This is a genomic window from Neobacillus sp. YIM B06451, from assembly GCF_032667185.1.
Lineage (GTDB): Bacteria > Bacillota > Bacilli > Bacillales > Cytobacillaceae > Bacillus_D.
The window spans coordinates 89087-112843 of sequence record NZ_JAVFKJ010000013.1 but is presented as its reverse complement, the minus strand read 5'-3'; the positions used below and the strand labels follow the sequence as shown (position 1 = coordinate 112843).

26 protein-coding genes are annotated in these 23757 nt (G+C 47.5%); 2 read left to right on the top strand and 24 right to left on the bottom strand.

Annotated features, from left to right (window positions below):
* Position 1 precedes the first annotated feature (1 nt).
* Genes RB160_RS18560 through RB160_RS18550 form a run of 3 tightly spaced genes read right to left on the bottom strand, consistent with a single transcriptional unit; the run spans position 2 to position 2301 of the window.
* Positions 2 to 925 carry a PLP-dependent cysteine synthase family protein gene (locus tag RB160_RS18560; protein ID WP_316571923.1) on the bottom strand — a complete coding sequence of 308 codons (924 nt, stop codon included), beginning with the start codon at positions 923 to 925 and terminating at the stop codon, positions 2 to 4.
* 23 nt (positions 926 to 948) lie between these two features.
* A complete protein-coding gene (gene mtnN, locus RB160_RS18555) occupies positions 949 to 1644 on the bottom strand; it encodes a 5'-methylthioadenosine/S-adenosylhomocysteine nucleosidase (protein WP_316571956.1) in 696 nt (231 codons plus the stop codon).
* 18 nt (positions 1645 to 1662) lie between these two features.
* Positions 1663 to 2301: a class I SAM-dependent DNA methyltransferase gene (locus RB160_RS18550; RefSeq protein ID WP_316571922.1), complete on the bottom strand. Its 639-nt coding sequence runs from the start codon at positions 2299 to 2301 to the stop codon at positions 1663 to 1665.
* A 178-nt stretch (positions 2302 to 2479) separates the two neighbouring features.
* Here RB160_RS18550 and RB160_RS18545 point away from each other — a divergent pair, with 178 nt between their 5' ends.
* Complete coding sequence (locus RB160_RS18545; RefSeq protein WP_316571921.1) at positions 2480 to 2686, top strand: DUF2536 family protein; 207 nt, start codon at positions 2480 to 2482, stop codon at positions 2684 to 2686.
* A gap of 28 nt (positions 2687 to 2714) precedes the next feature.
* On the opposite strand, the gene RB160_RS18540 is transcribed toward RB160_RS18545, so the two are convergent.
* The 14 genes from RB160_RS18540 to RB160_RS18475 form a co-directional block, all read right to left on the bottom strand.
* Positions 2715 to 3383 (bottom strand): YrrS family protein, encoded by a 669-nt coding sequence (locus RB160_RS18540; RefSeq protein ID WP_316571920.1) that lies wholly within the window; start codon positions 3381 to 3383, stop codon positions 2715 to 2717.
* Positions 3384 to 3457: 74 nt separating this feature from the next.
* Complete coding sequence (locus tag RB160_RS18535; protein ID WP_316571919.1) at positions 3458 to 5215, bottom strand: peptidoglycan D,D-transpeptidase FtsI family protein; 1758 nt, start codon at positions 5213 to 5215, stop codon at positions 3458 to 3460.
* A 61-nt stretch (positions 5216 to 5276) separates the two neighbouring features.
* Positions 5277 to 5753, bottom strand: coding sequence for a transcription elongation factor GreA (gene greA / locus RB160_RS18530; protein WP_316571918.1), 477 nt, complete (start codon positions 5751 to 5753; stop codon positions 5277 to 5279).
* Between the two features lie 227 nt (positions 5754 to 5980).
* Positions 5981 to 6616 (bottom strand): uridine kinase, encoded by a 636-nt coding sequence (gene udk, locus RB160_RS18525; protein WP_316571917.1) that lies wholly within the window; start codon positions 6614 to 6616, stop codon positions 5981 to 5983.
* Position 6617: 1 nt separating this feature from the next.
* On the bottom strand, positions 6618 to 7886 hold the full coding sequence (locus RB160_RS18520) for a peptidase U32 family protein (protein WP_316571916.1): 1269 nt from the start codon (positions 7884 to 7886) through the stop codon (positions 6618 to 6620).
* Positions 7887 to 7902: 16 nt separating this feature from the next.
* Positions 7903 to 8832, bottom strand: coding sequence for a peptidase U32 family protein (locus RB160_RS18515; protein WP_316571915.1), 930 nt, complete (start codon positions 8830 to 8832; stop codon positions 7903 to 7905).
* 5 nt (positions 8833 to 8837) lie between these two features.
* Positions 8838 to 9479 carry an O-methyltransferase gene (locus RB160_RS18510; protein WP_316571914.1) on the bottom strand — a complete coding sequence of 214 codons (642 nt, stop codon included), beginning with the start codon at positions 9477 to 9479 and terminating at the stop codon, positions 8838 to 8840.
* A 259-nt stretch (positions 9480 to 9738) separates the two neighbouring features.
* A complete protein-coding gene (mltG, locus tag RB160_RS18505; protein WP_316571913.1) occupies positions 9739 to 10875 on the bottom strand; it encodes an endolytic transglycosylase MltG in 1137 nt (378 codons plus the stop codon).
* A gap of 251 nt (positions 10876 to 11126) precedes the next feature.
* Entirely contained in the window at positions 11127 to 11420 is a 294-nt protein-coding gene (locus RB160_RS18500; RefSeq protein WP_316571912.1) for a DUF1292 domain-containing protein, read from the bottom strand.
* A gap of 12 nt (positions 11421 to 11432) precedes the next feature.
* On the bottom strand, positions 11433 to 11849 hold the full coding sequence (gene ruvX, locus RB160_RS18495) for a Holliday junction resolvase RuvX (RefSeq protein ID WP_316571911.1): 417 nt from the start codon (positions 11847 to 11849) through the stop codon (positions 11433 to 11435).
* 1 nt (position 11850) lies between these two features.
* Positions 11851 to 12117, bottom strand: coding sequence for an IreB family regulatory phosphoprotein (locus tag RB160_RS18490; protein ID WP_048825694.1), 267 nt, complete (start codon positions 12115 to 12117; stop codon positions 11851 to 11853).
* A 65-nt stretch (positions 12118 to 12182) separates the two neighbouring features.
* Positions 12183 to 14816, bottom strand: coding sequence for an alanine--tRNA ligase (gene alaS, locus RB160_RS18485; RefSeq protein ID WP_316571910.1), 2634 nt, complete (start codon positions 14814 to 14816; stop codon positions 12183 to 12185).
* A 116-nt stretch (positions 14817 to 14932) separates the two neighbouring features.
* Entirely contained in the window at positions 14933 to 15070 is a 138-nt protein-coding gene (locus tag RB160_RS18480) for a hypothetical protein (RefSeq protein WP_316571909.1), read from the bottom strand.
* Positions 15071 to 15250: 180 nt separating this feature from the next.
* A complete protein-coding gene (locus tag RB160_RS18475) occupies positions 15251 to 16315 on the bottom strand; it encodes an AI-2E family transporter (protein ID WP_396954744.1) in 1065 nt (354 codons plus the stop codon).
* A gap of 53 nt (positions 16316 to 16368) precedes the next feature.
* On the opposite strand from RB160_RS18475, the gene RB160_RS18470 reads away from it, so the two are divergent.
* Complete coding sequence (locus RB160_RS18470) at positions 16369 to 16695, top strand: hypothetical protein (RefSeq protein WP_316571907.1); 327 nt, start codon at positions 16369 to 16371, stop codon at positions 16693 to 16695.
* A 180-nt stretch (positions 16696 to 16875) separates the two neighbouring features.
* On the opposite strand, the gene RB160_RS18465 is transcribed toward RB160_RS18470, so the two are convergent.
* The 7 genes from RB160_RS18465 to RB160_RS18435 all read right to left on the bottom strand — a co-directional run bounded on the left by RB160_RS18465 (position 16876) and on the right by RB160_RS18435 (position 23726).
* Entirely contained in the window at positions 16876 to 17295 is a 420-nt protein-coding gene (locus tag RB160_RS18465) for a hypothetical protein (protein ID WP_316571906.1), read from the bottom strand.
* Positions 17267 to 17458, bottom strand: coding sequence for a hypothetical protein (locus RB160_RS18460; RefSeq protein WP_316571905.1), 192 nt, complete (start codon positions 17456 to 17458; stop codon positions 17267 to 17269). Before RB160_RS18460 ends, RB160_RS18465 begins: the two co-directional genes overlap by 29 nt.
* A 12-nt stretch (positions 17459 to 17470) precedes the next feature.
* Positions 17471 to 17947 (bottom strand): PRC-barrel domain-containing protein, encoded by a 477-nt coding sequence (locus RB160_RS18455; RefSeq protein ID WP_316571904.1) that lies wholly within the window; start codon positions 17945 to 17947, stop codon positions 17471 to 17473.
* A 64-nt stretch (positions 17948 to 18011) separates the two neighbouring features.
* A complete protein-coding gene (gene recD2 / locus RB160_RS18450; protein ID WP_316571903.1) occupies positions 18012 to 20471 on the bottom strand; it encodes an SF1B family DNA helicase RecD2 in 2460 nt (819 codons plus the stop codon).
* A 39-nt stretch (positions 20472 to 20510) separates the two neighbouring features.
* Complete coding sequence (locus RB160_RS18445; protein WP_316571902.1) at positions 20511 to 21176, bottom strand: tetratricopeptide repeat protein; 666 nt, start codon at positions 21174 to 21176, stop codon at positions 20511 to 20513.
* A 141-nt stretch (positions 21177 to 21317) separates the two neighbouring features.
* The gene (mnmA, locus tag RB160_RS18440) at positions 21318 to 22475 is read right to left on the bottom strand and encodes a tRNA 2-thiouridine(34) synthase MnmA (RefSeq protein ID WP_316571901.1); all 1158 of its coding nucleotides are present in this window, start codon (positions 22473 to 22475) and stop codon (positions 21318 to 21320) included.
* 108 nt (positions 22476 to 22583) lie between these two features.
* Entirely contained in the window at positions 22584 to 23726 is a 1143-nt protein-coding gene (locus tag RB160_RS18435; RefSeq protein WP_316571900.1) for a cysteine desulfurase family protein, read from the bottom strand.
* Positions 23727 to 23757 lie beyond the last annotated feature (31 nt).

Genomic DNA, 23757 nt, shown 5'->3' with positions numbered 1-23757 from the left:
TTCATATCCCGCCTTCATAGATTTTTTTGCTTAAGTACCGTTCGCTTCCATCCGGAAAAATCACAAGAATATTTGTTCCCTGCGCGGCTGTTTTGGCTTCTTGGAGCGCCGCATGGAATGCCGCCCCTGATGAACTTCCGACGAGCAGCCCTTCTTTGGCGGCCAGTTCCTTGACCAGGCCGAAAGCATCTTCATCAAGGACAGTATGGATAGCATCAAAATAGGTAGTGTCCATATAACCTGGCAAGAATTCCATGCCAATGCCCTCTGTTTTATGCGGGCCGGACTCACCCCCATTAAGGATGGAACCCTCAGGCTCCACAATGACGGTTTTAATGTCCTTCTTTTTTTCCTTCAGGTAACGGGCGGTTCCCATAAAGGTTCCGCCCGTTCCCGCGCCCGCTACAAATACACCGATTTCCCCATCCATTTGCGCCCAAAGCTCGGGGCCAAGGGTTTTGTAGTATGTTTCCGGATTCGCAGGGTTCGCGAACTGTTGGGGGCAGTATGAACCGGGAATCTCTTCAAGCAATTCCTTCGCTTTTTTGATTGCCCCCTTCATGCCTTCTTCGGTTGGCGTGTGGACAACTTTCGCACCAAGCGCTTTCATGAGCTCCTGCTTCTCAATGCTGAACTTGGCGGGGACGCAAAAAATTACCTCAATCCCCCTGTTGATGGCGGCAAGCGCAAGGCCAATGCCTGTATTTCCCGCGGTAGGCTCAATGACCGTTCCGCCTTCCTTTAATTTCCCGCTTTCAAATGCTTCACGAAGCAATTCCATGCCGAGCCTGTCCTTGACGCTCCCGCCAGGATTCATAAACTCAAGCTTGGCAAAAATTCTGACTCCCTCAGGAAGTGGAAATGATTTTATTTCCACAATGGGCGTATTCCCAATCAATTCATGGACGCTGCTATAAACCTGCATTTTTCTCCCCCATCCCGCTACTTCTATTTAAGGGCCGATACCATTTTCATGACTAGCGTTGCCGAATGGAGGGCCGCTTTATGAAGGAACTGGTCAAAGGAGACATTCGATTCCTTGCCCGCGATATCAGAAAGGGAACGGATAATGACAAACGGCACATTGAATTGATGGGCAACCTGGGCAATCGCGGCCGCTTCCATTTCAACCGCCTGCAATCCCGTGAACTTTGTCCTTACAAATTCAACTCTTACCGGATCCTGCATAAAAGAATCTCCTGTTGCAATCATCCCTTTGACGATCTGGATATCTTCAATTTCAGCCGCTGCGGCTTCAGCAATTGCAACAAGCTTTTCATCGGCTATAAATGCTGGAGGAAGCTCAGGAACCTGTCCATATTCATAGCCAAATGCAGTGACATCCACATCGTGGTGGCGCACCTCGGTCGAAATAACCGCGTCGCCAACATCAAGGGAAGGATCGAACCCTCCCGCCGAACCCGTGTTGATGACGCAGTCCGGTTTGAATCTTTCCAAAAGGATGGCGGTCGACATCGCCGCATTCACTTTCCCAATGCCGGAACGGAGAAGAATGACGTCCACCCCGTGCATTTTACCTAAAGTAAATTCACAGCCTGCGATGACCTCGCGGGTTTTCCCTTCGATATTGTTCCTTAATAACGCGACTTCCTGCTCCATCGCTCCAATAATGGCAATTTTCATCATGAAACCTCTCTTTTTCTAAGTTTTTTCACCTTCCATCAGCCAGACAAAGTCATTACATCTGGAAAAGCTGGCCCGAAAGCCGTTCTCTTCCAGAATTGCCCTTAGGACAGGAATGGTTGTGTAATATTCCCGTTCAAGGTCAGCGGCCAGGTTATGGAAGCCATTTTCTTTCGCTTTATCAATAGCGCCTTTATACGCCTCGGCAGATTCATACATTGTATCCGCAAATACTATTTTACCACCGTTCGGCAAAAGTTTTCCATAAAGGGCTACGGCCTCCCGTTTTTCCTCATCGGTCAGATGGTGGAAGGCATAGGTGCTTACGAGAGTATAAGGATTTTCAACCTCAGGGAACGTCAGGAAATCGCCGTCAAGGATTGTTGCTCTTCCAGAAAGTTTTGACTCGGCTATTTTCCTCATTGCAGGTGAGGGTTCGATTCCGGTTACCTTTAGCCCCCTGTCCAACAGCCTGCTCGTCAAATTCCCGGTGCCGACCCCGAATTCGATGACGTGCCCGATTGAACGTTCCGCCACTGTTTCCAGGATCCTGCTGTAATGCCTAAATACTTCCTCATACTCCTTATCATGGCCTTCAACACTTTCGTCATAGGATTCCGCCCAAACCTCGAATAAGTCAAGAAATTCCCTGCCCATTTATATGCACGCTCCATATGTTTAAAATTTTAAACACACAATTCCTATTGATATACTATGAATTAAAGTGAACCTTGTTCCCAATTTACCATATCCTCTCCAATTCTTCAACAGCCGAATTGCGACTTTTCTATTGTAGGGCTAAAATAGAAGAGACAAAACGAGGGGAGGGATTCCGGTGAATCTGCAGTTTGACCTGATTGAGGATAAAATTGAATTTTTTGAGGCGGCTGATCTGAAAACCCTTGAAAAGAAGATAGCCTCGCAGATTGAAGTGAACAAGGCGATTATGCTGCGCGTCCATTCGGTTTCACACCAAATGCATGTGAATGAAGAAGGAAAATCGTATTTTTCTGCCGCGGTGCATTTTAAGCTAAAAAAATAGCAAGGGCATTCATCCGCCCCTGCTATTATTATTTTTTATCGTTTTCATACAATTCTTCGACTTTAACAGGCTTATAGCCTTCACCATCAACCCATTCGATATAAACCCGATAAGCTTGGTCGCTTCCTTTTTCCGTTACCGTTCCAATTGCCCCGCCTTCTTTGCTACGATCCCTCTCAAGCCACCATGTTGTCATATTGTTCTTGTCCGTACCGATGGCATAGGCGAGCGCAGTGTGCATTTCATCCCAATCAGGGGAGCTGCTGTCAATAACGACTTGGTGGTCGCCGGATTGGCTTGTGCCAACAGGCTTCCAATCCGGATTTTCAATTGTCCTTTTTACATTCGGAGAGCTGCCTCCCTCTGTTATGACGGGCTCGCCAGCATCCTCATCTGTTTCGCTTTCATCTTCATCCTGGCTTTTATCATCCGTCCCGGCAGAAGAATCGCCATCTGAGGAGTCCTGGCCCCCACTTTCCCCTTGGTTCCCGCTGTTTTTATCCGGACTGCCAGCCTTTTGTCCGGCTTGCGTTTTGTCAGGATTCTTCGGTGCGGCATCATCATTCCCCGCAAAGATTGAAAATCCAACAACCAGAATAAGAAGAATAACAATTGCAATTAAGCTATTTAAAATTATATTGGTTTTTTTTCTTTTCTCTCGGTATCGCAAACGCGATCTATTTGAATATTCATCCATTGGCTAGGCCTCCCTAAGAAAGATTGACATTATTCTAACATGAGAAGCGGGAAATATGAAGAAATAACCTTTTCCTAATTAAGCTGGTTAAGGCTATGCAAATAGTTTACCATATCGGCGAAAAGCGGATTTACGCCTCCTTCGTTTCCTTTAACATCGAGGTTGACCGTAACGAGGGCATACTTCGGTTTCCCGAACGGAAAATACCCTGCAAACCATTTATTATGCAATTGGTCATTCCCGAAATACTTTCCTGTTTCCGCTGTTCCGGATTTCCCGGCAACCTCATAAGGGAGGGAAGAAAACCATCTTCCTGTTCCTTCGTTATTAACCACAACATTTCTCAGCAACTGCTGCAGCGTGCGGGCCGTTTCCGGTGACACCGTCTTCCCGCTTATCTCCGTTTGTGGAAATTCAAACATCGTTGTCCCGTTTTTGTATTCAATCGCCGAAACAGCCCGAACATGCTGTTTTTCACCGTTCCTGGCGATTGTCGCCATCATATTTGCCACTGCCAACGGTGTCGCCCTGACTTCTTTTTGGCCAATACCGGTAAGCGAAACGAAATTGTCGTCCTCCCGCTCGCTTTCTTTTAAAAAAACACGACCGCTCTCCTCACCCTCGAGCTGCCGGAAATGTGAAAAATGAAATACATTACCCTCCCATCCCACTCCGCCTGTAAGGGAAAGCATGGATGCGTACTCCTCGATCAAGCCGGGGTTGATAGCCTTCAGCTCCCTCGCAAGTTTCGCGAATGTGTAATTGCAGCTAATCGCAAAGCTCTCCGAAAAATTCCTCATTCCATAGTTATGATTCGGATCGGGCTGCCCATTCACCTTCCTGCTGCAATCGAATAGCCTTGATGATTCAGCAAGACCATTATCAATGGCGGCGGCTGCAATCGCTGTTTTAAAAACAGATCCCATAATTTGTTCCTTCAGCATCACATTATCAAGGCCGCGATTGCCAAAGGGGTTGCCGGGATTGGGGGTGGGACGTGAGACAAGCGCAAGAATGCTGTTTGTCTCAATATCCAGCAGGGCAATGCCGCCTTTTTTTATACCATGGCTGTCAACAAGCTGTTCCGCCTTCTTTTGAATATCAAGGTCAATCGTGGTACGGATATTGGCCGGATAAAACTGATTTCGCTCCCCTTTCATTTTAACATTCGCGCCAAACAAGGGATTACCCTTGCCATCGACATGGTACACAATGCTTGCATCACCCTCACCGATTAAAAAGGGATCGAAACTCTTTTCAAGCCCGGAAACGCCGATTGGAGTCCTGGGGGAAAGCCGGTTGTCCGGATAGCGCTTTCTGGCTTCACGCTCATTTTCTCCGACGATGCCGAGCAGCTGCCTGCCCGGGATAAATTCATCCGGTATTTTCCGTTCGACGGCAAAAACCCCGGGTATTTTCAATGCATTGATTTCGCTAACATCGCTTATTGATAATTGGATGGGAGTGGGAGTCCCAAATACGAACGGCTTTTTTGCCTGTTTAACGCTATCTAGCAACTCATGTACGGGTAACCCAACAATCTGGGCAACCTTTTCTGCTTCCCATTCCATGTTTTTTAAAAAAGGAAATAAAATTAGGACCGGAATTGTCTTTTGGCCAATCTGGTTTCCGTTCCGGTCAAGGATGTCCCCTCTCCCATTATCCAACGGGGCTATTTGGGCCCTTTGCCTGACACTTTCTTCAATCAGGTTGATATTCCTGCTTGAAAAACTCTCAGGCTGAACCAGTTGAATTTGGGCCAGGCGGCAAAGCAACAGAAAAACACTGAAAATAGACAGGATTCCGACTGCCAAAATACGTTTTCTTCTCATAAAAAAACACCTCGTCAAAAGCTTTGACGAGATGCCTTAATTTCAAACGCATGTTTGAATCCTATTTAATTGATGTAATTTTGACGGTCATTTCCCCGCCCGGTGTCTGGACTGATACAGTATCGCCAACTTTTTTGCCCATGAGGCTTTTGGCAATCGGCGAGTCATTGGAAATTTTCCCTTCAAACGGGTCAGCTTCCGCGCTGCCGACAATCGAATACGTTTCTTCGTCGCCATCAGGCAGCTCCACGAATGTAACGCTCCTGCCAAGTGTAACGGAATCGCCGACGATTTCACTTTCATCGATGATTTTAGCGTTCCTGATCATATTTTCAAGTGTGGTGATGCGCCCTTCTACAAATGCCTGCTCTTCCTTCGCGGAATCATATTCCGAGTTCTCGGACAAGTCGCCGAAGCTGCGGGCAATTTTAATGCGTTCCACCACTTCTTTTCGCTTGACTGTTTTTAAGTGTTCAAGCTCCTGAATCAATTTATCTTTCCCGGCCTGGGTCATTGGAAATACTTTCTCTGTTGCCAATGTGTTCACTCCTTCTATTCTGTGCAATCATTCTTTTCTTTTTTCATATGTAAGGAGAGGATTCCTGCTCCTATAAAAGGAGGCCAGCCTGTACAAGGCCGCCTCTCCATTTGCCCGGGGAACAAAGCACGGCGGTAGAATTTGGAATAATCCATCCACATCCTAAAGCCTGCCGGACCTGGCCACCCGGAAATAAATTTCCATTTAACTATTTCTATGCTATTGTTTCATAAAATAGACTTTTGTTCAAGAATAGTTTGAATTTTTGTTACCATTAAATCAATCGCAACATGATTGTGCCCGCCTTCGGGAATGATGACGTCCGCATAGCGCTTTGTCGGCTCGATAAACTGATTGTGCATCGGCCTTACAACGTTAACATATTGGTCGATTACCGATTCCACTGTTCTTCCCCGTTCCCTGATATCACGCTGCAGCCTTCTCAAAATCCGGATATCCGCATCAGTATCGACAAACAGCTTGATATCCATCAAGTTCCGGAGACGTTCATCCTCAAGGATGAGGATTCCTTCCAGAATAATGACATCCTTTGGCTCGACATGGATTACTTTTTTCGATCTTGTGTGCAGTGAATAATCATAGACCGGCTTTTCAATCGGCTCCCTGCGGAGGAGCATTTTTAAATGCTCAATCAACAAGTCATTGTCGAAAGCAAGCGGGTGGTCATAGTTTGTTTTCAGGCGTTCTTCAAATGGAATGTTGCTTTGGTCTTTGTAATAATAGTCCTGTTCGATCATCAGAATTGAATGGCCTTTGAAGCTGTCAAAAATCGCTTTTGTAACGGACGTTTTGCCCGAACCGGACCCTCCGGCCACCCCGATGACAACTGGTTTGCGTTCCATACTAGTTCTCCTTCCGCATCATGTTGTTCGGGTATACCTGCCTGTCCAGCTGGAATTGAATAATTTGCAATGGGTGGCGGGCGGCGTCAAGCTCGTTCCCATTCTCATCCCAAATCTTTTCAATCACAGCGTTGAAGTTTTCAATTTCGGGGCCGAAAAATTCAACTTCATCGCCTGGCTTGAAAAAATTCCGCTGCTGCAAGGTCACAATTTTGGACTCATTGTCATAATCAAGGACAAGGCCGGCGAAATCGAATCTTGTCTTTTTGCTATGATTGCCAAACATTTGCTCTTTATACCCTGGCACGCCTTCAAAGAATGCCGGAGCCGTCTCCCTGTTGGCGCACTTGTCCAGCTCCTCGATCCATTCCTGCATAATCGAGAAGTTATCCGGATCGGCGCAGTACGCATCAATCACTTTACGGTATACACTAACCACGGTCGCAATATAATGGATTGATTTCATCCTGCCTTCTATTTTTAGGCTGTCAATGCCAAGTTCAATCATTTTCGGGATGGATTGCAAAAGGTTCAAATCCTTCGGGCTCATAGCAAAAGGCGCATCTTCCCCGCCAAAAAGAGGATTTTCCCCTTCTCTATCGAGCCTGTACAAATCATAATCCCACCGGCATGATTGGCAGCATCCACCCCTGTTCGAATCCCTGGCGGTCATATGGTTGCTAAGTGTACAACGACCTGAATAGGCAATGCACATTGCCCCATGGATGAATGTTTCAATTTCAATATCAACTTTTTCCTTCATCTCGCGAATCTCTTCCGCGCTTGTTTCCCGGGCAAGTACGACGCGTTCAAGCCCCTCTTCCTTCCAAAACTGGACAGCCTTCCAGTTTGATAGGGATTGTTGGGTGCTAAGATGGACTTCAACGCCAGGTGCGACCCTGCGGCATGTTTCGATAATGAGGGGATCGGCCACGATAATCCCGGCTACGCCCGCCTCTTTCAAGCCCATGAGGTATTCTTCAAGGCCGTCAATGTTTTCGTTATGGGCGAAGATATTCGTTGTTACATATATTTTCGCACCATATTTTTTAGCGAATTCCACGCCTTCCTTCATTTCCTCAAAAGTGAAATTATCCGCATTGGAACGGAGGCCGTATTCCTGGCCGCCGATAAAGACTGCATCCGCTCCGTAATGGACGGCGATTTTCAGCTTTTCAAGGTTCCCGGCTGGGGCAAGGAGCTCAGGTTTTTTGACAATTACCCGCTTGCCATCAATAATTTCTGATATTCTATCCTTTACCGCGCTCACGGCCAACTACCTCCTTTTAATAAACCGTTTCCTTAAAGAAGAATCCGGTATCAAGCGGCCTAGACGGTGGCTGGATTTCCTCGATTCTTTCCAGAAGTTCGCCCTTGGCGTCTTCATACTTATCCGGATCTTCACAATAGAGGTCTATCGCTTTCCTATAAAGGCGTGTAACCTCGACAATATAGTCGGGGGATTTCAAAATCCCATCTATTTTAAAAGAATCAACTCCGGCATCCATCATGTCCTGTAGCTCATCAATGATGCAAATATCATTCGGGCTCATAATATGCGTCCCATTTGAGTCTTCAAAAATCGGATACTTGTTTCCTCGCTCTTTGTCATGGAGGAACATGTCCTTTTCCAGCCTGGCGTTTTCAATCTCCATCTCCTTGCCCTGATAAAGGAAGTAATTGCCCAGCAATGACCGCTTTGATTGGAACATACAGCTCATCCCGTGTACTTGAACCTCGATTTCCACTTCTGCGTTTTCCTTTATTTCAACAATTGCATCCATATTGATTTCCCGCGCGAGAACAGCACGTTTGGCACCTTTCCTGCCCCAATAATTGCAAGTGTACCAATTCGTTGCAGTCGTTTCGGTATTCCAGTGGAGCTTCATAGTCGGCGCGGCTTCACGGGCAGCCATTAAAACAGCCGGATCCCCGAAAATCACCGCATCCGCACCGGCATCTTTTGCAAAAGCAAGATAATCCGCCAATTCCTCCACTTTCTCATTATGGAAAATAGCGTTCATTGACACATACACTTTCTTCCCTTTTGCATGGCTAAGCCTGATCGCTTCCAGGACATCTTCACGGCTGAACTCGCCCGCTAGCCTAAGGGCGTACCTTTCTTCGCCAACAATAAAGGCATCCGCACCGGCATCCGCCAGCGGCACAATATCCTCGATGCTTGTCGGTGTTACAAGCAATTCCGGTTTCTTCATTTCCTTCACCTCTTTTTATAGCTGACCGCCACTCCGTCGCCAACAGGGAGAATCGTTGTCACATAGTCCTCAAGCCCTGTAAGCCAAACATTATAGCCATGTATTTTTCGTGCAAGTTTTCCAAGCCTACCGTTCTCCGCTTCACTTTCGTATACAAGCCCTTTGAATAAAACATTATCCGTAATCATGATTCCTCCTGCCCGTAGGAACGGCGCATAAAGGGAAAAGAATTTTTGGTACTGTCCCTTGGCGGCATCAATAAAAATCGCGTCAAATGGCGCGAATGATTCAACTTCGCCGGCGGTTTCAAGGGCATCGCCGAATAGAAGTTCGACCTTACCAGATGCGCCTGCGGCCTCAACATTTTTCCGGGCAACACTGTACCGCTCCTCGTCGCGTTCAATCGTGATGATTGTCGCATCAGGAAGGGCATCCGCCATTCGGAGGGCCGAATAGCCGATGGCAGTTCCAATTTCAAGTATTCTTTTCGGGTTATGGATCCTCAATATTTGGAGGAGCGCTTCCATTCCGGCCGGCTCCATGATTGGAACATGGTGTTCCCTCGCATATTCCTCCATTTCAGCGAATAAGCCTCTCCGAGGAGGGAGCAGGCTTTCTAAATACATTTGCAGCTTTTCATCCAACACGTTTACCACTCCGAAGTTTATGGCATGTACTTCTTTAAACATGAAAAAATAGCGTTTACAGCAAGGAGCATAACGGGTATGCATCCGGCGAGGCCGGCTTGCCGTATTGGACGCTATTGTTTATTTTCAAGGGGAGCCGCCCCCTCTTCCCTGTAACGTAATCCTTCATGAAAGGGGCTTGGCCCCTGATTTATATAAAACACTTGAACAATTTTACCACAAAAAACGGGGAAAATCCACGGTTTTTCCCCATCTTGCTTTAATTGTTATTCGTAATATACTTGGCCTTTAATCGGTTATGTTCTTGAAGTGTTTTTGAAAAATGGACTTGCCCGTCCTTCGATGCAAGGAAATAATAAAAATCTGTTTCCTCAGGATTCAGAGCCGCCTCAATTGACATTTTACCGGCATTTGCAATTGGCCCTGGCGGCATGCCCGCATATTTATACGTGTTGTACGGAGAATCGACCTCGAGATCTTTATAAAGGACCCGATCCTTATGTTTTCCTTGAGCATACAGGACAGTCGGGTCAGTCTGCAGCGGCATTCCCGCTTCAATCCTGTTAAAGAAAACACTTGAAATTTTGTGGCGGTCCGCCTTTTCGGTTGCCTCTTCCTCTATAAGGGAAGCCATCGTCAAGAGCTTATGAGGTGTATATTCCCTTTCCTTCATAAGTTTCGAATAAGGGGAGAGAATAGCTTTTGTCTTATCAAGCATTTCATAAACCAGCTCATCGACTGTGGTATTTTCCTTTGTAATTGGATATGTTGCCGGAAAAAGATAGCCTTCGAGCGGATATTTAATTTTTTCCCCAAGAATTTCATTTGTCAGCAAGTCGGGGTATTTTTTCATAAGGCCATTGACGAATTCGCGGTCATTAAGCCTTTGAAGTACCTCTTCCTGGGTTTGTCCAGTTACCTTTGCCATCAAGTCCGCGATTTCAGCAAGCTGTTTCCCTTCCGGTATAGTTAGCCTGTGCTTTTCCTTTAAGACCACTTTACCGGTTTTCAGGCTTTTGATGATTTCTGGGATGGTCATTGATGGCGTCATTTTATAATCGCCGGCCATGAAACCCGACTCATTGTTAAACTTTACATAATACTTGAAAATTCGTGCATTCTTAATAATCCCATTCTTTTCAAGTGTCTCCGCAATCCCTGAAACCGAGGAACCTATAGGAATGGCAACTTCCTTGATTTCCTTGCTGGACGGGTCTACAGGCTCGAGGGCCGACTTAACATACAAATAACCTCCGCCACCGATTAAGCCAACGAGTATAATGAATGCAAGCGAAATTGAAAGGACAATTTTCCTGACAATTTTCGCTTCGCTCTGGTGCTCGATCATTTTTTTGCGGATTAAATCCTTTTTTGTATTTTTTGAATCAGCAGACATTCTGCTTCCCCCTCCTGTTTGCGACAGGACCTGCCTTCCACTATGAATTGGTCACTGCATTTTGCCTATTATACACTACTTTAATAAAAAACTACCGTCTCCATTTCAGCACAAGTTGTTTTTCTTGTCAATTTCACCCGGCAAGGTTGTATCTTGGAGGAGATTGCGCCAGATTTTTTTGTTGATTTCCACGTGGTCTTTTACTAAAAATCCAAAAAAAGAGGAGCCGGCAAGCCGGCCCCAACCTCTTATTAGTCTTCGTGATCTTCTTGCTCATCAAGGAATGTATTCAATACTTCCTCGATCATGTCCCACTCTTCATCCGTTTCGATTGGCAGCAGGTCGCCGGCTTTTCCTTCGGCGCCCGGGATAAAAGAGGAAGCATGGATTTCAATTTCCTCATCATCGCTGTCATCCGCCCCTGCGGCATAGTATAGCACGTAGGATTTCTCGAATTCCTCTGATTCAAATGTATAAAGGATTTCGTATAATTGTTCGGTGCCGTTTTCGTCTACTACTACAATCTGGTTATCGCCGTGTTCCATATTTTTCACCCTTCACTTTTTACTATCAAGATATCCTTGCAAGATCATCGTGGCAGCCATCTTATCAATGACTTTTTTACGCTTTTTCCGGCTCACATCAGCTTCAAGCAATACACGCTCCGCAGCCATCGTGCTCAGGCGCTCGTCCCACAACACGGTCGGCACGGAAAAGCGGCTTTCCACATCTTCTGCATAACGTTTGCTTGCTTCAGCCCGGGGTCCAAGAGTGCCATTCATGTTTTTTGGCAGGCCAATGACAACCTTCTCAACGCCATACTCTTTTATTATTTGACCTAAACGGCCAAAACCAAACTCATTTTTTTCCTCATCGATCTTAATTGTTTCCAGACCTTGCGCGGTCCATCCGAATTCGTCGCTGAGGGCGACGCCGACCGTTTTTGAGCCGACGTCGAGTCCCAAAATCCGCATATCAGCCTCCGCGCTTTTGCTTCAAATAAAATTTAACAAGCACTTCAATGATTTCATCCCGCTCAAGTTTCCTGATGATGTTGCGGGCATCCTTATGGCGCGGGATGTATGCAGGGTCGCCCGAGAGAAGATAGCCGACTATCTGGTTGATTGGGTTGTACCCTTTTTCCTGAAGCGCTTCGTGCACTTGGAAAAGGACTTCATCTACATCATGTTCAAATGGCTCTTCAGGAAAATTGAATCTCATCGTCTTGTCCAATGAGCTCATATGCATGCACCTCGCCTTTAGAATTAGGATGTAATATGTTTATTCTACACTACTTGCCATGATTATCAAATTGATTTAACCCATTCCTCCGCATACTGAAGCGCGCCATCAAGTTTCGATGGATCTTTCCCTCCTGCCTGCGCCATGTCAGGGCGCCCGCCTCCGCTGCCTCCGCACCTTGAGGCAACTTCTTTTACAAGCTTGCCGGCATGGTAACCCTTGCCGATTAAATCTTCCGTCACAGCCGCGATGAGGTTCACCTTACCTTCGTTCGTGCTGCCAAGGACAATAATTGCCGAACCCAACTTCTGCTTCAGGTCATCAGCCATACCGCGAAGCCCTGCCATATCCTGCCCCTGGACGCTCGCTGAAAGAAGTGTTACCCCGTTTACTTCCTTCGCCTTGGATGAAAGGTTGCCAGCTTCGATATTGGCCAACTTTGCGGACAGGGATTCATGTTCGCGCTGAAGGTGTTTCATTTCAGACAGTAGGCCGTCAATCCTTGAAGAAATATCTTTCGGATTTGCTTTGAGCTTTTCAGCGGCTTCTTTTAAAAGATCAACCTGGCTGTTCAGCAGCGTGTAAGCTCCCTCGCCGGTAACGGCTTCAATCCTTCTGATCCCCGCGCCAATGCCGCTCTCGGCAGCTATTTTGAATAGGCCGATGACAGACGTATTCGGAACGTGGCAGCCGCCGCACAATTCAAGGCTATAGTCGCCCACTTTCACAACGCGGACAATGTCCCCGTATTTTTCTCCGAACAGCGCCATCGCCCCCATTGCTTTTGCTTCAGCAATCGGTTTAAGCGAAATATCAACCTGAATGTTCTGCCATATTTTTTCGTTGACGATTTTTTCAACTTGCTCGAGTTCCTCAGGCTTAACCTGGCCGAAATGCGAGAAGTCAAAACGTAGGCGGTCCGCTTCCACTAGGGAACCTGCCTGATTGACGTGCGTTCCAAGAACATCCTTCAATGCCTGGTGCAGGAGGTGGGTGGCAGTATGGTTTTTGATGATTTTTACCCTGTTTTCCCTGTTCACCGCAGCAGCTACCTGTTGGCCTTTCTTCAGTGTGCCTTCCTCAACGACGGCACGGTGGAGGTTCTGGCCATTTGGCGCTTTTTTAACATCCTTTACGAATACCTTTACCCCATCGCCAACGACATATCCCTGGTCGGCGATCTGTCCTCCGCTCTCAGCATAGAATGGCGTTTTATCGAGAATAAATTGGATTTCTTCCCCAACGGATGCCTCGTTGGTCAATTCACCGTCTTTTACAATCGCCAATACAGCGGATTGCGTTTCAAGCTGGTCATAACCTACAAAGGTGCTTTCATCTATAATTTCACCAAGAACCCCGCTCTGAACCTGCATCGACTCTACATCCTGCCTTGCTGAACGAGCGCGTTCCCTCTGTGCTTCCATTTCTTGCTCAAAACCATTATGGTCAACGGTCATGCCGCTTTCTTCCGCGTACTCTTCGGTCAGTTCAACCGGGAATCCATATGTGTCATACAGCCTAAATACGTCAGCCCCAGAAATGACTGAACTGCCCTTTTCTTTTTCTTTTTTCATGACCGATTCGAGGATAGCGAGGCCTTCATGAAGGGTTTCATGGAAGCGTTCTTCTTCATTTTTAATAACCTTTTGAATAAATTCCTGTTTATCCTTCACTTCAGGATAGAAATCATGCATGATTTCCCCGACTACAGGAACGAGTTCATACATGAACGGACGGTTGATGCCGATTTGCTTCGCGTATCGGACCGCGCGCCGGAGAAGCCGCCTTAGGACATAGCCGCGCCCTTCATTTGATGGGAGAGCGCCGTCTCCAACGGCAAACGAAACAGTCCGGATATGGTCAGCGATAACCTTGAAAGCAACATCGGTTTCTTTGTTTTCGCCATATTTTGCCCCAGAAATTTCCTCGGTTGCCCTGATGATCGGGATGAACAGGTCTGTATCGAAGTTGGTTGGTACATTTTGGACAACCGAAGCCATCCGCTCAAGCCCCATCCCAGTATCAATATTTTTCTTTGGAAGCGGGGTATACGTTCCATCGGGATTGTGGTTGAATTGTGAAAACACAAGGTTCCAAACCTCGAGATAACGGTCGTTTTCCCCGCCTGGGAATAGCTCCGGATCATTCGGGTCATCGCCGTACTCAGGTCCCCTGTCATAGAAGATCTCCGTATTTGGTCCACTTGGGCCTTCGCCAATATCCCAGAAATTCCCCTCAAGGCGGATGATCCGCTCTTCAGGAATCCCAATCTTCTTATTCCAATACTCATACGCTTCATGGTCTTCCGGATGGACAGTTACAGACAATTTTTCCGGGTCAAAACCAATCCATTTTTCCGAAGTGAGGAACTCCCAGGCCCACTCAATCGCTTCCTCCTTAAAATACTCGCCAATTGAAAAGTTTCCGAGCATTTCAAAGAATGTGTGGTGGCGCGCAGTTTTTCCGACATTCTCAATATCATTCGTGCGGATTGACTTCTGGGCATTTGTGATTCTTGGATTATCCGGTATAACACGCCCGTCGAAGTATTTCTTCAGCGTCGCAACGCCGCTGTTAATCCATAGAAGCGATGGGTCGTCATGAGGAACCAGCGATGCGCTTGGCTCGACGTGATGGTTTTTTTCCTGGAAAAAGTCCAAAAACATTTTCCTGATTTGAGAACCTGTTAATTGTTTCATTGGAATGCCTCCTTAAAAATTTTAAAATGGACACAAAAAAGCCCTCATCCCTGGACAGGGACGAGAGCTTGCCTCGCGGTACCACCCTGATTATGGGCGAAAATTCCACCCATCTCTCAATGCTGCCTTAACGCGGCATAACGGCAGTGGTTAGCTGCACTCAGGATTAGCCTTCTGCCATCGTTCATCCCGGGCTTCTTCCAGCCAAGGAAGCCCTTTCTGTCCGCGGAACGCGGTTGGATTGCGAATGACATACTCGATCCATCATCATGTTATCCGATGCAAATTTCATCTATAGCAAGCATTATAGCGATGCAAAACACGTTTGTCAATTCAGTTAAAAGGTTTTTTCAGGATAGCGGTGTCCGTTTGCTAAATTCGAAATGGGGGCAGGGTGGCGGCTTTTAAATTGGCCAGGATTAAAACCACCAAAATCAGCTCGGCCCGCTTACGAAAATGGCGATCGCATGGAGGATGGCAACTTTTATGATGGCCAGGATTGGAACCGCCAGTATCAGCCCGGCTACTCCCCCTATTTCCCCTCCGGCAAGCAATGCCATCATGATTAACAACGGATGCATATGGAGGCTTTTTCCGACAATATACGGCGATAAAATATTCCCTTCAATAAACTGCAGGGTAAACACAATTCCTATCGTGATGAATATCAGTTTAACTGAAGAAGAAGCAGCAATAACGACAGCCGGAATCGCCCCGATAATCGGCCCGAAATAAGGGATAACATTGGTCAGCGCGACGACCAGCCCCAGCAAGAGCGGGAAACGAAGCCCGAATAGCCAGAACAGAAGCGAGGAAATCACGCCCATGATTGTGCAAACCAATAGCTGGCCCCTGATGTAGCCCCCGAGCGATTCATCGACGTCACGGAGAAATCGGATTCCCTGCCGGCGCCATCTCTTTGGCGTCAAATACCAGGAGGTTTTTTTTAGCAGGGAATAGTCCTTTAGCATATAAAAAGCGATAAAAGGGATGACGGCAATAGTCAGAATTGAGTCGGTAAAGGCTGCAAGCCCCCCGATAACGAAATCAAAAAGGCTATTAACCTTTTCTTCCGCTCCCGAGATTCCCCTGTCGACCCTCTCCTGTATGCCTGTTGGCCAAGCTTTCGTTTTTTCCTCAAGGCTAGCGATCATACCTCTGTAATGGTTAGCAAAATCCGGCGCGCTTGCGGAAAGTTCCTGTATTTGCGATACAAAGGCCGGAATTCCCTTGTAAAGGGCGAGCCCAATCCCTCCAAAAAAAATGATATAAATGAGCAAGACAGCGATGCCTCTGTGGACTCCGCGGGCATGCAGCTTTTCCACTACGGGATGGAGCAAATATGTAATGAATCCCGCCGTCAAAAATGGAACAAGCAAATTCCCCAATACCCGCGCGGCCGGAATCCAAAAGGGTTTCAGCTTCATCAATACAAAAATAGTCGACAGCAGCAGGAGGAAAAAAACAATCCGGTAAACCCATTTCATTTGGATGTTCATCATCGCGAGCCTCCTTCCCCGCTAGTTTTTGAAGGAAAGGGCGTGTTTATACCTTGATAATTTTGGTGATTCTTTCGGGTAGGGTGAGCAGTGGAATTTGGGGGTTTATCATCACATACCATACAGGGGGATTGAGTGACTTCCTTTCCGGGTTTTGGCCCGACAATGTCACTAAACGGGGTTTGAGTGACTTCCTTTTCGAATTTTGCCCGAACAATGTCACTAAACGGGGTTGGAGTGACTTCCTTTTCGAATTTGGCCCGAACAATGTCACTAAACGGGGTTGGAGTGACTTCCTTTTCGAATTTGGCCCGAACAATGTCACTAAACGGGGTTTGAGTGACTTCATTTTCGTATTTTGCCCGAACAATGTCACTTAACGGGGTTTGAGTGACTTCCTCTTCGAATTTTGCCCGAACAATGTCACTAAACGGGGTTTGAGTGACTTCATTTTCGTATTTTGCCAGGACAATGTCACTTAACGGGGTTTGAGTGACTTCCTCTTCGAATTTTGCCCGAACAATGTCACTTAACGGGGTTTGAGTGACTTCCTTTTCCGATTATGCCCCGACAATGTCACTTAACGGGGTTTGAGTGACTTCCTTTTCGAATTTTGCCCGAACAATGTCACTAAACGGGGTTTGAGTGACTTCCTTTTCCGATTTTGCCCCGACAATGTCACTAAACGGGGTTTGAGTGACTTCCTCTTCGAATTTTGCCCGAACAATGTCACTCAACGGGGTTTGAATGACTTCCCTTTCGTTTTTTGACACAACAATGTCGCTCATACGGATTTGTGGGACACCTTTTCGGAATTTGGCCAAATCTTTGTCGCTCATACGGATTTGTGGGGCACTTTTTCCTGTCGTGGCCCAATCTTTGTCACTTTCCCCCAGCCAAATAAGCGCACCTGTCAGAAAACCAAAAAAGCCAGGAATTCTACTCCTGGCTTCAGCTTGAATAACGGCGTTCATTTTCATCAAAAAGATCATCAAGCGAGCTCAACGTTCCATCCTCTTCAACCTGGTGGGTATGGATGAGCCCTTTTGCAAGGGACAGCTCGATAAAGCAGTTCCAGCAATAAAACTGATTGATGCCGATTTTGCCAATATCCTTGCTTTGGCAGTTTGGACAGCTGAACATAGGAAAGGCACCTCACGTAGTGTCGGGATTTACGATGATGGCATCCTTTCCAATTGCCGGCGGGCCGCCCGGTTTAATGACTTTTTTGCCTTCCTGCAGGTCCGAAAAGAATCCATCCGATAGTTCGTACCCTACGATTGTGCCCACTTCTTCCAAAAAATATACGTCATTTAAAAGCCCGAGCGAATCGCCGTTCTCTGACAGGACCATTTTACCGGCAAGCGGGCTATGATGAGACAGTGTGTAACCTTCTTTTTCTTTTCCATTCCGCTCAAGGCAGTCGTGGGATGGGATAATGACACCGTCCGGCCCAATCGATGTGATTGAACCAATTCCGAGAAACTGCGCCTGCTTCAGGAAGGTTCCTTTTTTTACAAGAACCCCACGCACCTTATCCCCCTCAATAACCAAATCCGAAACGGCGCCAAGATGTTCCCCGCTCTTTTCCGAAATGACGGGGAGGCCTTTCATTAATCCAAATGTCCTCAAGGTTTCCCCGCCCTTCAAAAGATGTTACCCAAGACGGCTGCAAGTCTTTTATAGTTTTGGCAAATCACATGAAATCATAAGGGGTAACGTTTTCCATGCCGATAAGCGGGTCTGTGTCCATCAGCACTTCTTCAAGTGACGCCCTGCCATAAGGGACACGCTCTTCCAAAACCTCATTTTCAGCAGTCGAATCTGCACCATTCCCAGCCACCTCATTCCGGCTGCTTTCCGCGGAATCCAATTCGATTGCTTCTATTAGCTTTTCGGCAAGCGTTGTCTGCCTTGTTTGTTCATCATTCCGTTCGACCCCAAGACGGAACGCATCCTCCTCGCCGCAGAGGATAAGGAACTGCCTGCTCCGGGTAATCGCTGTATAGATCAGGTTCCTGCGCAGCATCCGGTAGTAGCTGCGGGTAATCGGCAAAATGACAATCGGAAACTCGCTTCCTTGCGCTTTATGGACGGAACAGCAATAAGCGTGCGTAATTTGGTTCAAATCCTGCCGGGTATACGTCACTTCGATCCCGTCAAAGGAAATGATGGCCATGTCCTGCTTTTCGGTATTTTCCTTTGCGTAAAAAATGGATACAATTTCACCAATATCGCCATTAAATACATTGCTTTCCGGCTGATTGACAAGCTGCAGAACTTTGTCTCCGATTCTGTATTTCACATCGCCAAAGGCAAGCTCTTTCCTCTTGCCATCAGGGTTCGGATTGAATAATTCCTGAAGGATGACATTAAGCCTGTCGATTCCGGCTGGCCCCTTATACATCGGGGCGAGCACCTGGATATCCCGGGCATGGTAGCCTTTTTTCCGGGCATTGGCCGCGACTTTTTCGACAACCTGGGCAAGCTGGTTTCCATTGCATTTGATGAACGACCGGTCCGGCTGCTGCGCGGATAGGTCTGAAGGAAGGCTTCCGTTTTTAATTTCATGGGCGAGGCGGATGATGGATGAACCTTCCGCCTGCCTGTAAATATCCGTCAGCCTGACCGTCGGGATTCGTTCCGAACGGAGCAAGTCCTTCAGTACCTGGCCTGGGCCGACAGAAGGAAGCTGGTCCTCATCGCCAACAAGGATGACCTGGATTGATTCCGGAAGCGCCTTGAACAGCTGATGCGCAAGCCAAATATCGACCATGGATGTTTCATCGACGATTAGAAGCTTACCTTCAAGCGACGACTCTTCGTCATGGCTGAACCCTTCGCTGCCGTTAAAACCAAGGAGCCTGTGGATGGTGACTGCAGGAAGGCCCGTCGATTCGCTCATCCGTTTCGCAGCCCTTCCAGTCGGCGCGGCGAGAAGTATAGGAAAAGCTTCATCCTTTTTCATGTAATCCTTAGGATCGAGCGAGCACCCGTGAAGTTCGGCATAAAGCTCAACAATCCCTTTAATGACAGTCGTTTTGCCAGTTCCCGGCCCGCCTGTCAGAATCATCATTGGTGACTGGATCGCGGTCTGGATTGCTTCCTTTTGTGATGGGGCGTACTCAACTCCAAGACGTTCCTCAAGATCGCCGAGCGCGAGCAGGAATTCGGACTCAGGAAACTGGGCGCTGTATTCCTTCTGTTCGAGAATCCGTTTTATATTTGTCACAAGGCCTTTTTCGGAAAAATAAAGGGATGGCAAATAAACGAGCTGGCCTTCACCAGCCACTTTTCCTTCTTCCTCTAGTTTGATCAGCTCGGTGGTAATATCGTTATAATCGATGACATCCCGCTTATTTTCCTCTAGAAGCGCCTTTACTTTTTCCAACAAGTCGCGGGCTTCCAAATAGACATGGCCAGCCTGCATGCTTTCGGTTTCAAGCGTATAGAGGCACGCGGCTTTGATTCTGTCTGGATGGTTCCCTGATATGCCAAGCTGGTATCCAAGCTCGTCCGCCCGGCCGAAGCCGATGCCCTCAATATCCTCAACCAGCTGGTAAGGATTCTTCTGGATGATGTCAATCGTCGTTTCTTTGTATACCTGGTAGATTTTCATAGACAATTGCGGCCCGAACCCATATTGGTTGAGGGCTACCATGACCTGTTCAAGCCCCTGGTGCTCCATCAGCGTATCATAGAGCATTTTCGCCTTGTCCGGCGGTAGCCTCGGCACGGAATCAAGCAGCGAGGGCTCGTTCAAAATCCGGGAAATTGCATTTTCGCCGAGGACTTCCACAATGCTTTCAGCCGTTTTCCGGCCGATTCCCTTGAATATTTCACTCGACAAATAGGCAATGACCCCCTGTTTGGACTGAGGGATATCCTTACGGAAATGGGTCGCCTGAAATTGAAGGCCGAATTTCGGATGGTCCTTGAATTCTCCATAGAAAAGATAGGTCTCCTGGTCATGTAGCTTCGGGAAATAACCGGTGACCACCGCTTCCCTGTCTTCATATGTGTCATTCGTTTCATCCACCCTGATTCTTGCGACCGTATACAGGTTCGTTTCATTGTGGAAAATCGTTACGATCGGCCTTCCTTTTACAAACTTCCCCTGCTCTGAAAACAGGTCTAAAGAATTCTGTTGGTCCATAACCATCCCTCCTTCAGGCAACGTCGTCCAAACAAAAGGTTAATTTTCTTTATTCATTGCATCTTCAATGAAATTTTTCACACTTAGGGCCATCTCGTGGCCAGGGTCAATCCTAATTGCCTCATTCAACATTTCAAGCGCCTTGCCTGTCTGCTCCTGAAATGCAAACGCGACCCCTAGATTGTAGTAGCCATCTGCATGGTCAGGCACAAGCCTGATGCATTCTTCAAACTGCAGGATTGCCAGGTCGATCATGCCTTCTTCCGCCAGGCAAAGACCGTACTGGAATCGGGCATCCACATCGTCCGGTGCAAGCTCCGTGCTCCGCTGCAAGTAGGGAAGCGCAAGCCGCTTATTTCCGAGCTGAGCGACTGACATCCCGAGCATAAAGTAATTGTCGCTGCTGTCGAGCCCTTTTTTCATGGCGGACTCGAACATCCCTTTCGCCTGATCAAAACGGCTATTGTTATAATGAATCGCCCCTATGCTGTAGTAGGCTGCCGCCGCGTTCTCGTCCAATTCAAGCGCCTTTTGGAAAAATTTAAACGCCCGCTCTTCATCCCCAGTTACGGCGAGAAGATTGCCGAAATTAATGTATGCGACCGGATCGCCCGGATTTTCCTCAATTGCTTCATTGAAGGCCATGGCTGCTTCTTCCCAATTCCCGGCCTGCATTAATTCGATTCCTTTTAGGTTTTTATCCATCAATATCACTCTCCGTCACGTGAAAGTATACCACAATCCACTACTGATTTTCTCCGTCTTTTAACGAGAAGGATAACAAGAAAACACCCGTCCCCTATTTAAAAGGAATCGGGTGTCTGTATATTCGTAGAAGTGAGCGGCTCATCCTACATAATCAAGCTTTTGGCCGTTCCGGTAAACATCGCCGATCGTCCCGCCGCCGAGGCATTCATCCCCGTTGTAAAATACGGCAGCCTGCCCCGGAGTGACAGCGCGGATTGGCTCATGGAACAGAACTTCTACCTTATTGCCTTCCATCAGGCGGACGGTAACTTTATTATCCTCTTGGCGGTAGCGGAATTTGGCTGTACATTCAAATTCCTCAGACTTCGCCACATCGGAAACCCAGCTAACGTTGTCCGCGATTATGGAATCGGAATAAAGGAGTTCATTGTGGAAGCCCTGGCCGACGTATAGGACATTCCTCTTTAAATCCTTGCCGATGACAAACCACGGATCGCCCTGTCCGCCAATGCCAAGCCCGTGGCGCTGGCCAATCGTGTAGTACATCAAGCCGTCATGCCTGCCTTTCACTTCGCCGTCCATCGTTTCCATATTGCCTGGCTGGGCGGGAAGGTATTGGCCAAGGAATTCCTTGAAATTCCGTTCTCCAATAAAGCAAATGCCCGTGCTGTCTTTCTTCGCAGCGGTTGCAAGGCCGGCCTCAGCCGCCAGCTTCCGGACATCGGACTTCTCAATGCTGCCAATTGGGAACATGACTTTGCTTAGCTGGGCCTGTGTGAGCTGATTCAAAAAATAGGTCTGGTCCTTGTTTTCATCAAGGCCGCGAAGCATTTTGTATTCGCCGTCCCTGAATTCGACCTGCGCGTAATGCCCTGTCGCGAGATAATCCGCGCCAAGCTGCATCGCATGCTCAAGGAACGCCTTGAACTTAATTTCCTTGTTGCACATGACATCAGGGTTTGGCGTCCTGCCTGCCTTGTATTCATCAAGGAAGTAGGTAAACACCTTGTCCCAATATTGTTTTTCAAAATTGACGGCATAATACGGGATGCCGATTTGGTTGCAGACCCGGATGACATCTTCGTAATCCTCGGTTGCTGTGCAGACGCCATTTTCATCGGTATCGTCCCAGTTTTTCATGAATATCCCGATGACATCGTAGCCCTGCTGTTTTAAAAGAAGCGCAGCAACGGACGAATCGACTCCACCCGACATGCCGACGACAACACGTGTATTTTTAGGATCTTTCCTTTCCATCCTTTTCACCACACTTTTTATAAAATGAACTCCTCTCATTAGGAGCTTGTTAATTCCACTCCGTTAAGAGTCGGATAAAAAGGCCGGGAATCAGCCCAGCCTGAATGATTTTTTTAAAAGCAATCCCTATACAAATACGATTTGCAGCTATCCGCGTAACCTTTTCACGATCCGCGCAGTTTCGCGCGCCGCCTTCACAACCATCTCTTCCGTCGTTCCAAGCCCGAAGCTGAACCGGATGGAATTCGCAATTCGTTCCGAGTCCTTTCCGAACATGGCGACGAGTACGTGCGACGGTTCAATCGAACCCGCCGTGCAGGCTGACCCGCTTGAAGCGGCTATACCGGCAAGGTCAAGGTTCACAAGCATCGCTTCCACATTTGTGCCGGGAAAACTCAAGTTTACTATATGAGGGACTGAATCGGCAAGAGAACCATTCAATTTGAACGTGACTGACTCTTCTTCAAGAATCTCCATGAACACTTTTTTAAAGCGCACATACGCTTCCGCCTTTTCCTCCAAATTCTCACGGTTAACCTTTACAGCTTCCCTGAAACCCTCTATCGATACGAGGTTTTCGGTCCCGGCGCGGCGCTTTCGTTCCTGTTCGCCCCCGAACGATCGTGGGGCAAGCTTGATTCCTTCTTTTGCAAAAAGGAAGCCAATCCCTTTTGGCCCATTCAGCTTATGAGCGGATACAGACAGCATGTCCACTCCGGTAGTGTTGACATCAATCTCCAAAAGCCCGTAAGCCTGGACAGCGTCGGTATGGAACAGAGTCTGATGCCCGGCAAGCAGCCGTCCGATTTCTTCAATCGGCTGGATTGTCCCGACTTCATTATTCGCATACATGATCGTCACAAGAATTGTATCATCACGTAAAGCCTTTTCAACATTGGAAACGGAAACCCGTCCTTCCTCATCGACAGGCAAATAGGTCACATCAAAGCCCAGCTTTTCGAGCCTCATGCACGCATGCAGAACAGCATGGTGCTCGATCGAGGACGTAATGATATGCCGGCCTTTATGGCTTGATGCTTCCACGGCTCCAAGGATAGCCATATTGTCAGCTTCCGTTCCCCCGCTTGTAAAAATGATTTCGTTTGCCTTGGCCCCGATGCTGGACGCGATTGTCTGCCTTGCTTCATCAAGCTTGCGCCTTGCTTCCCTGCCGAAAGAGTGGATGCTCGATGGGTTTCCAAACATCGTCCCCATCGCTTCTGACATCCTCTCGATCACCTTTGGGTGCATTGGAGAAGTGGCGGCATGGTCCAAATAAATCCGTTCCATCTTATCACCTTTCATCTTTAAGGGTCTTTAC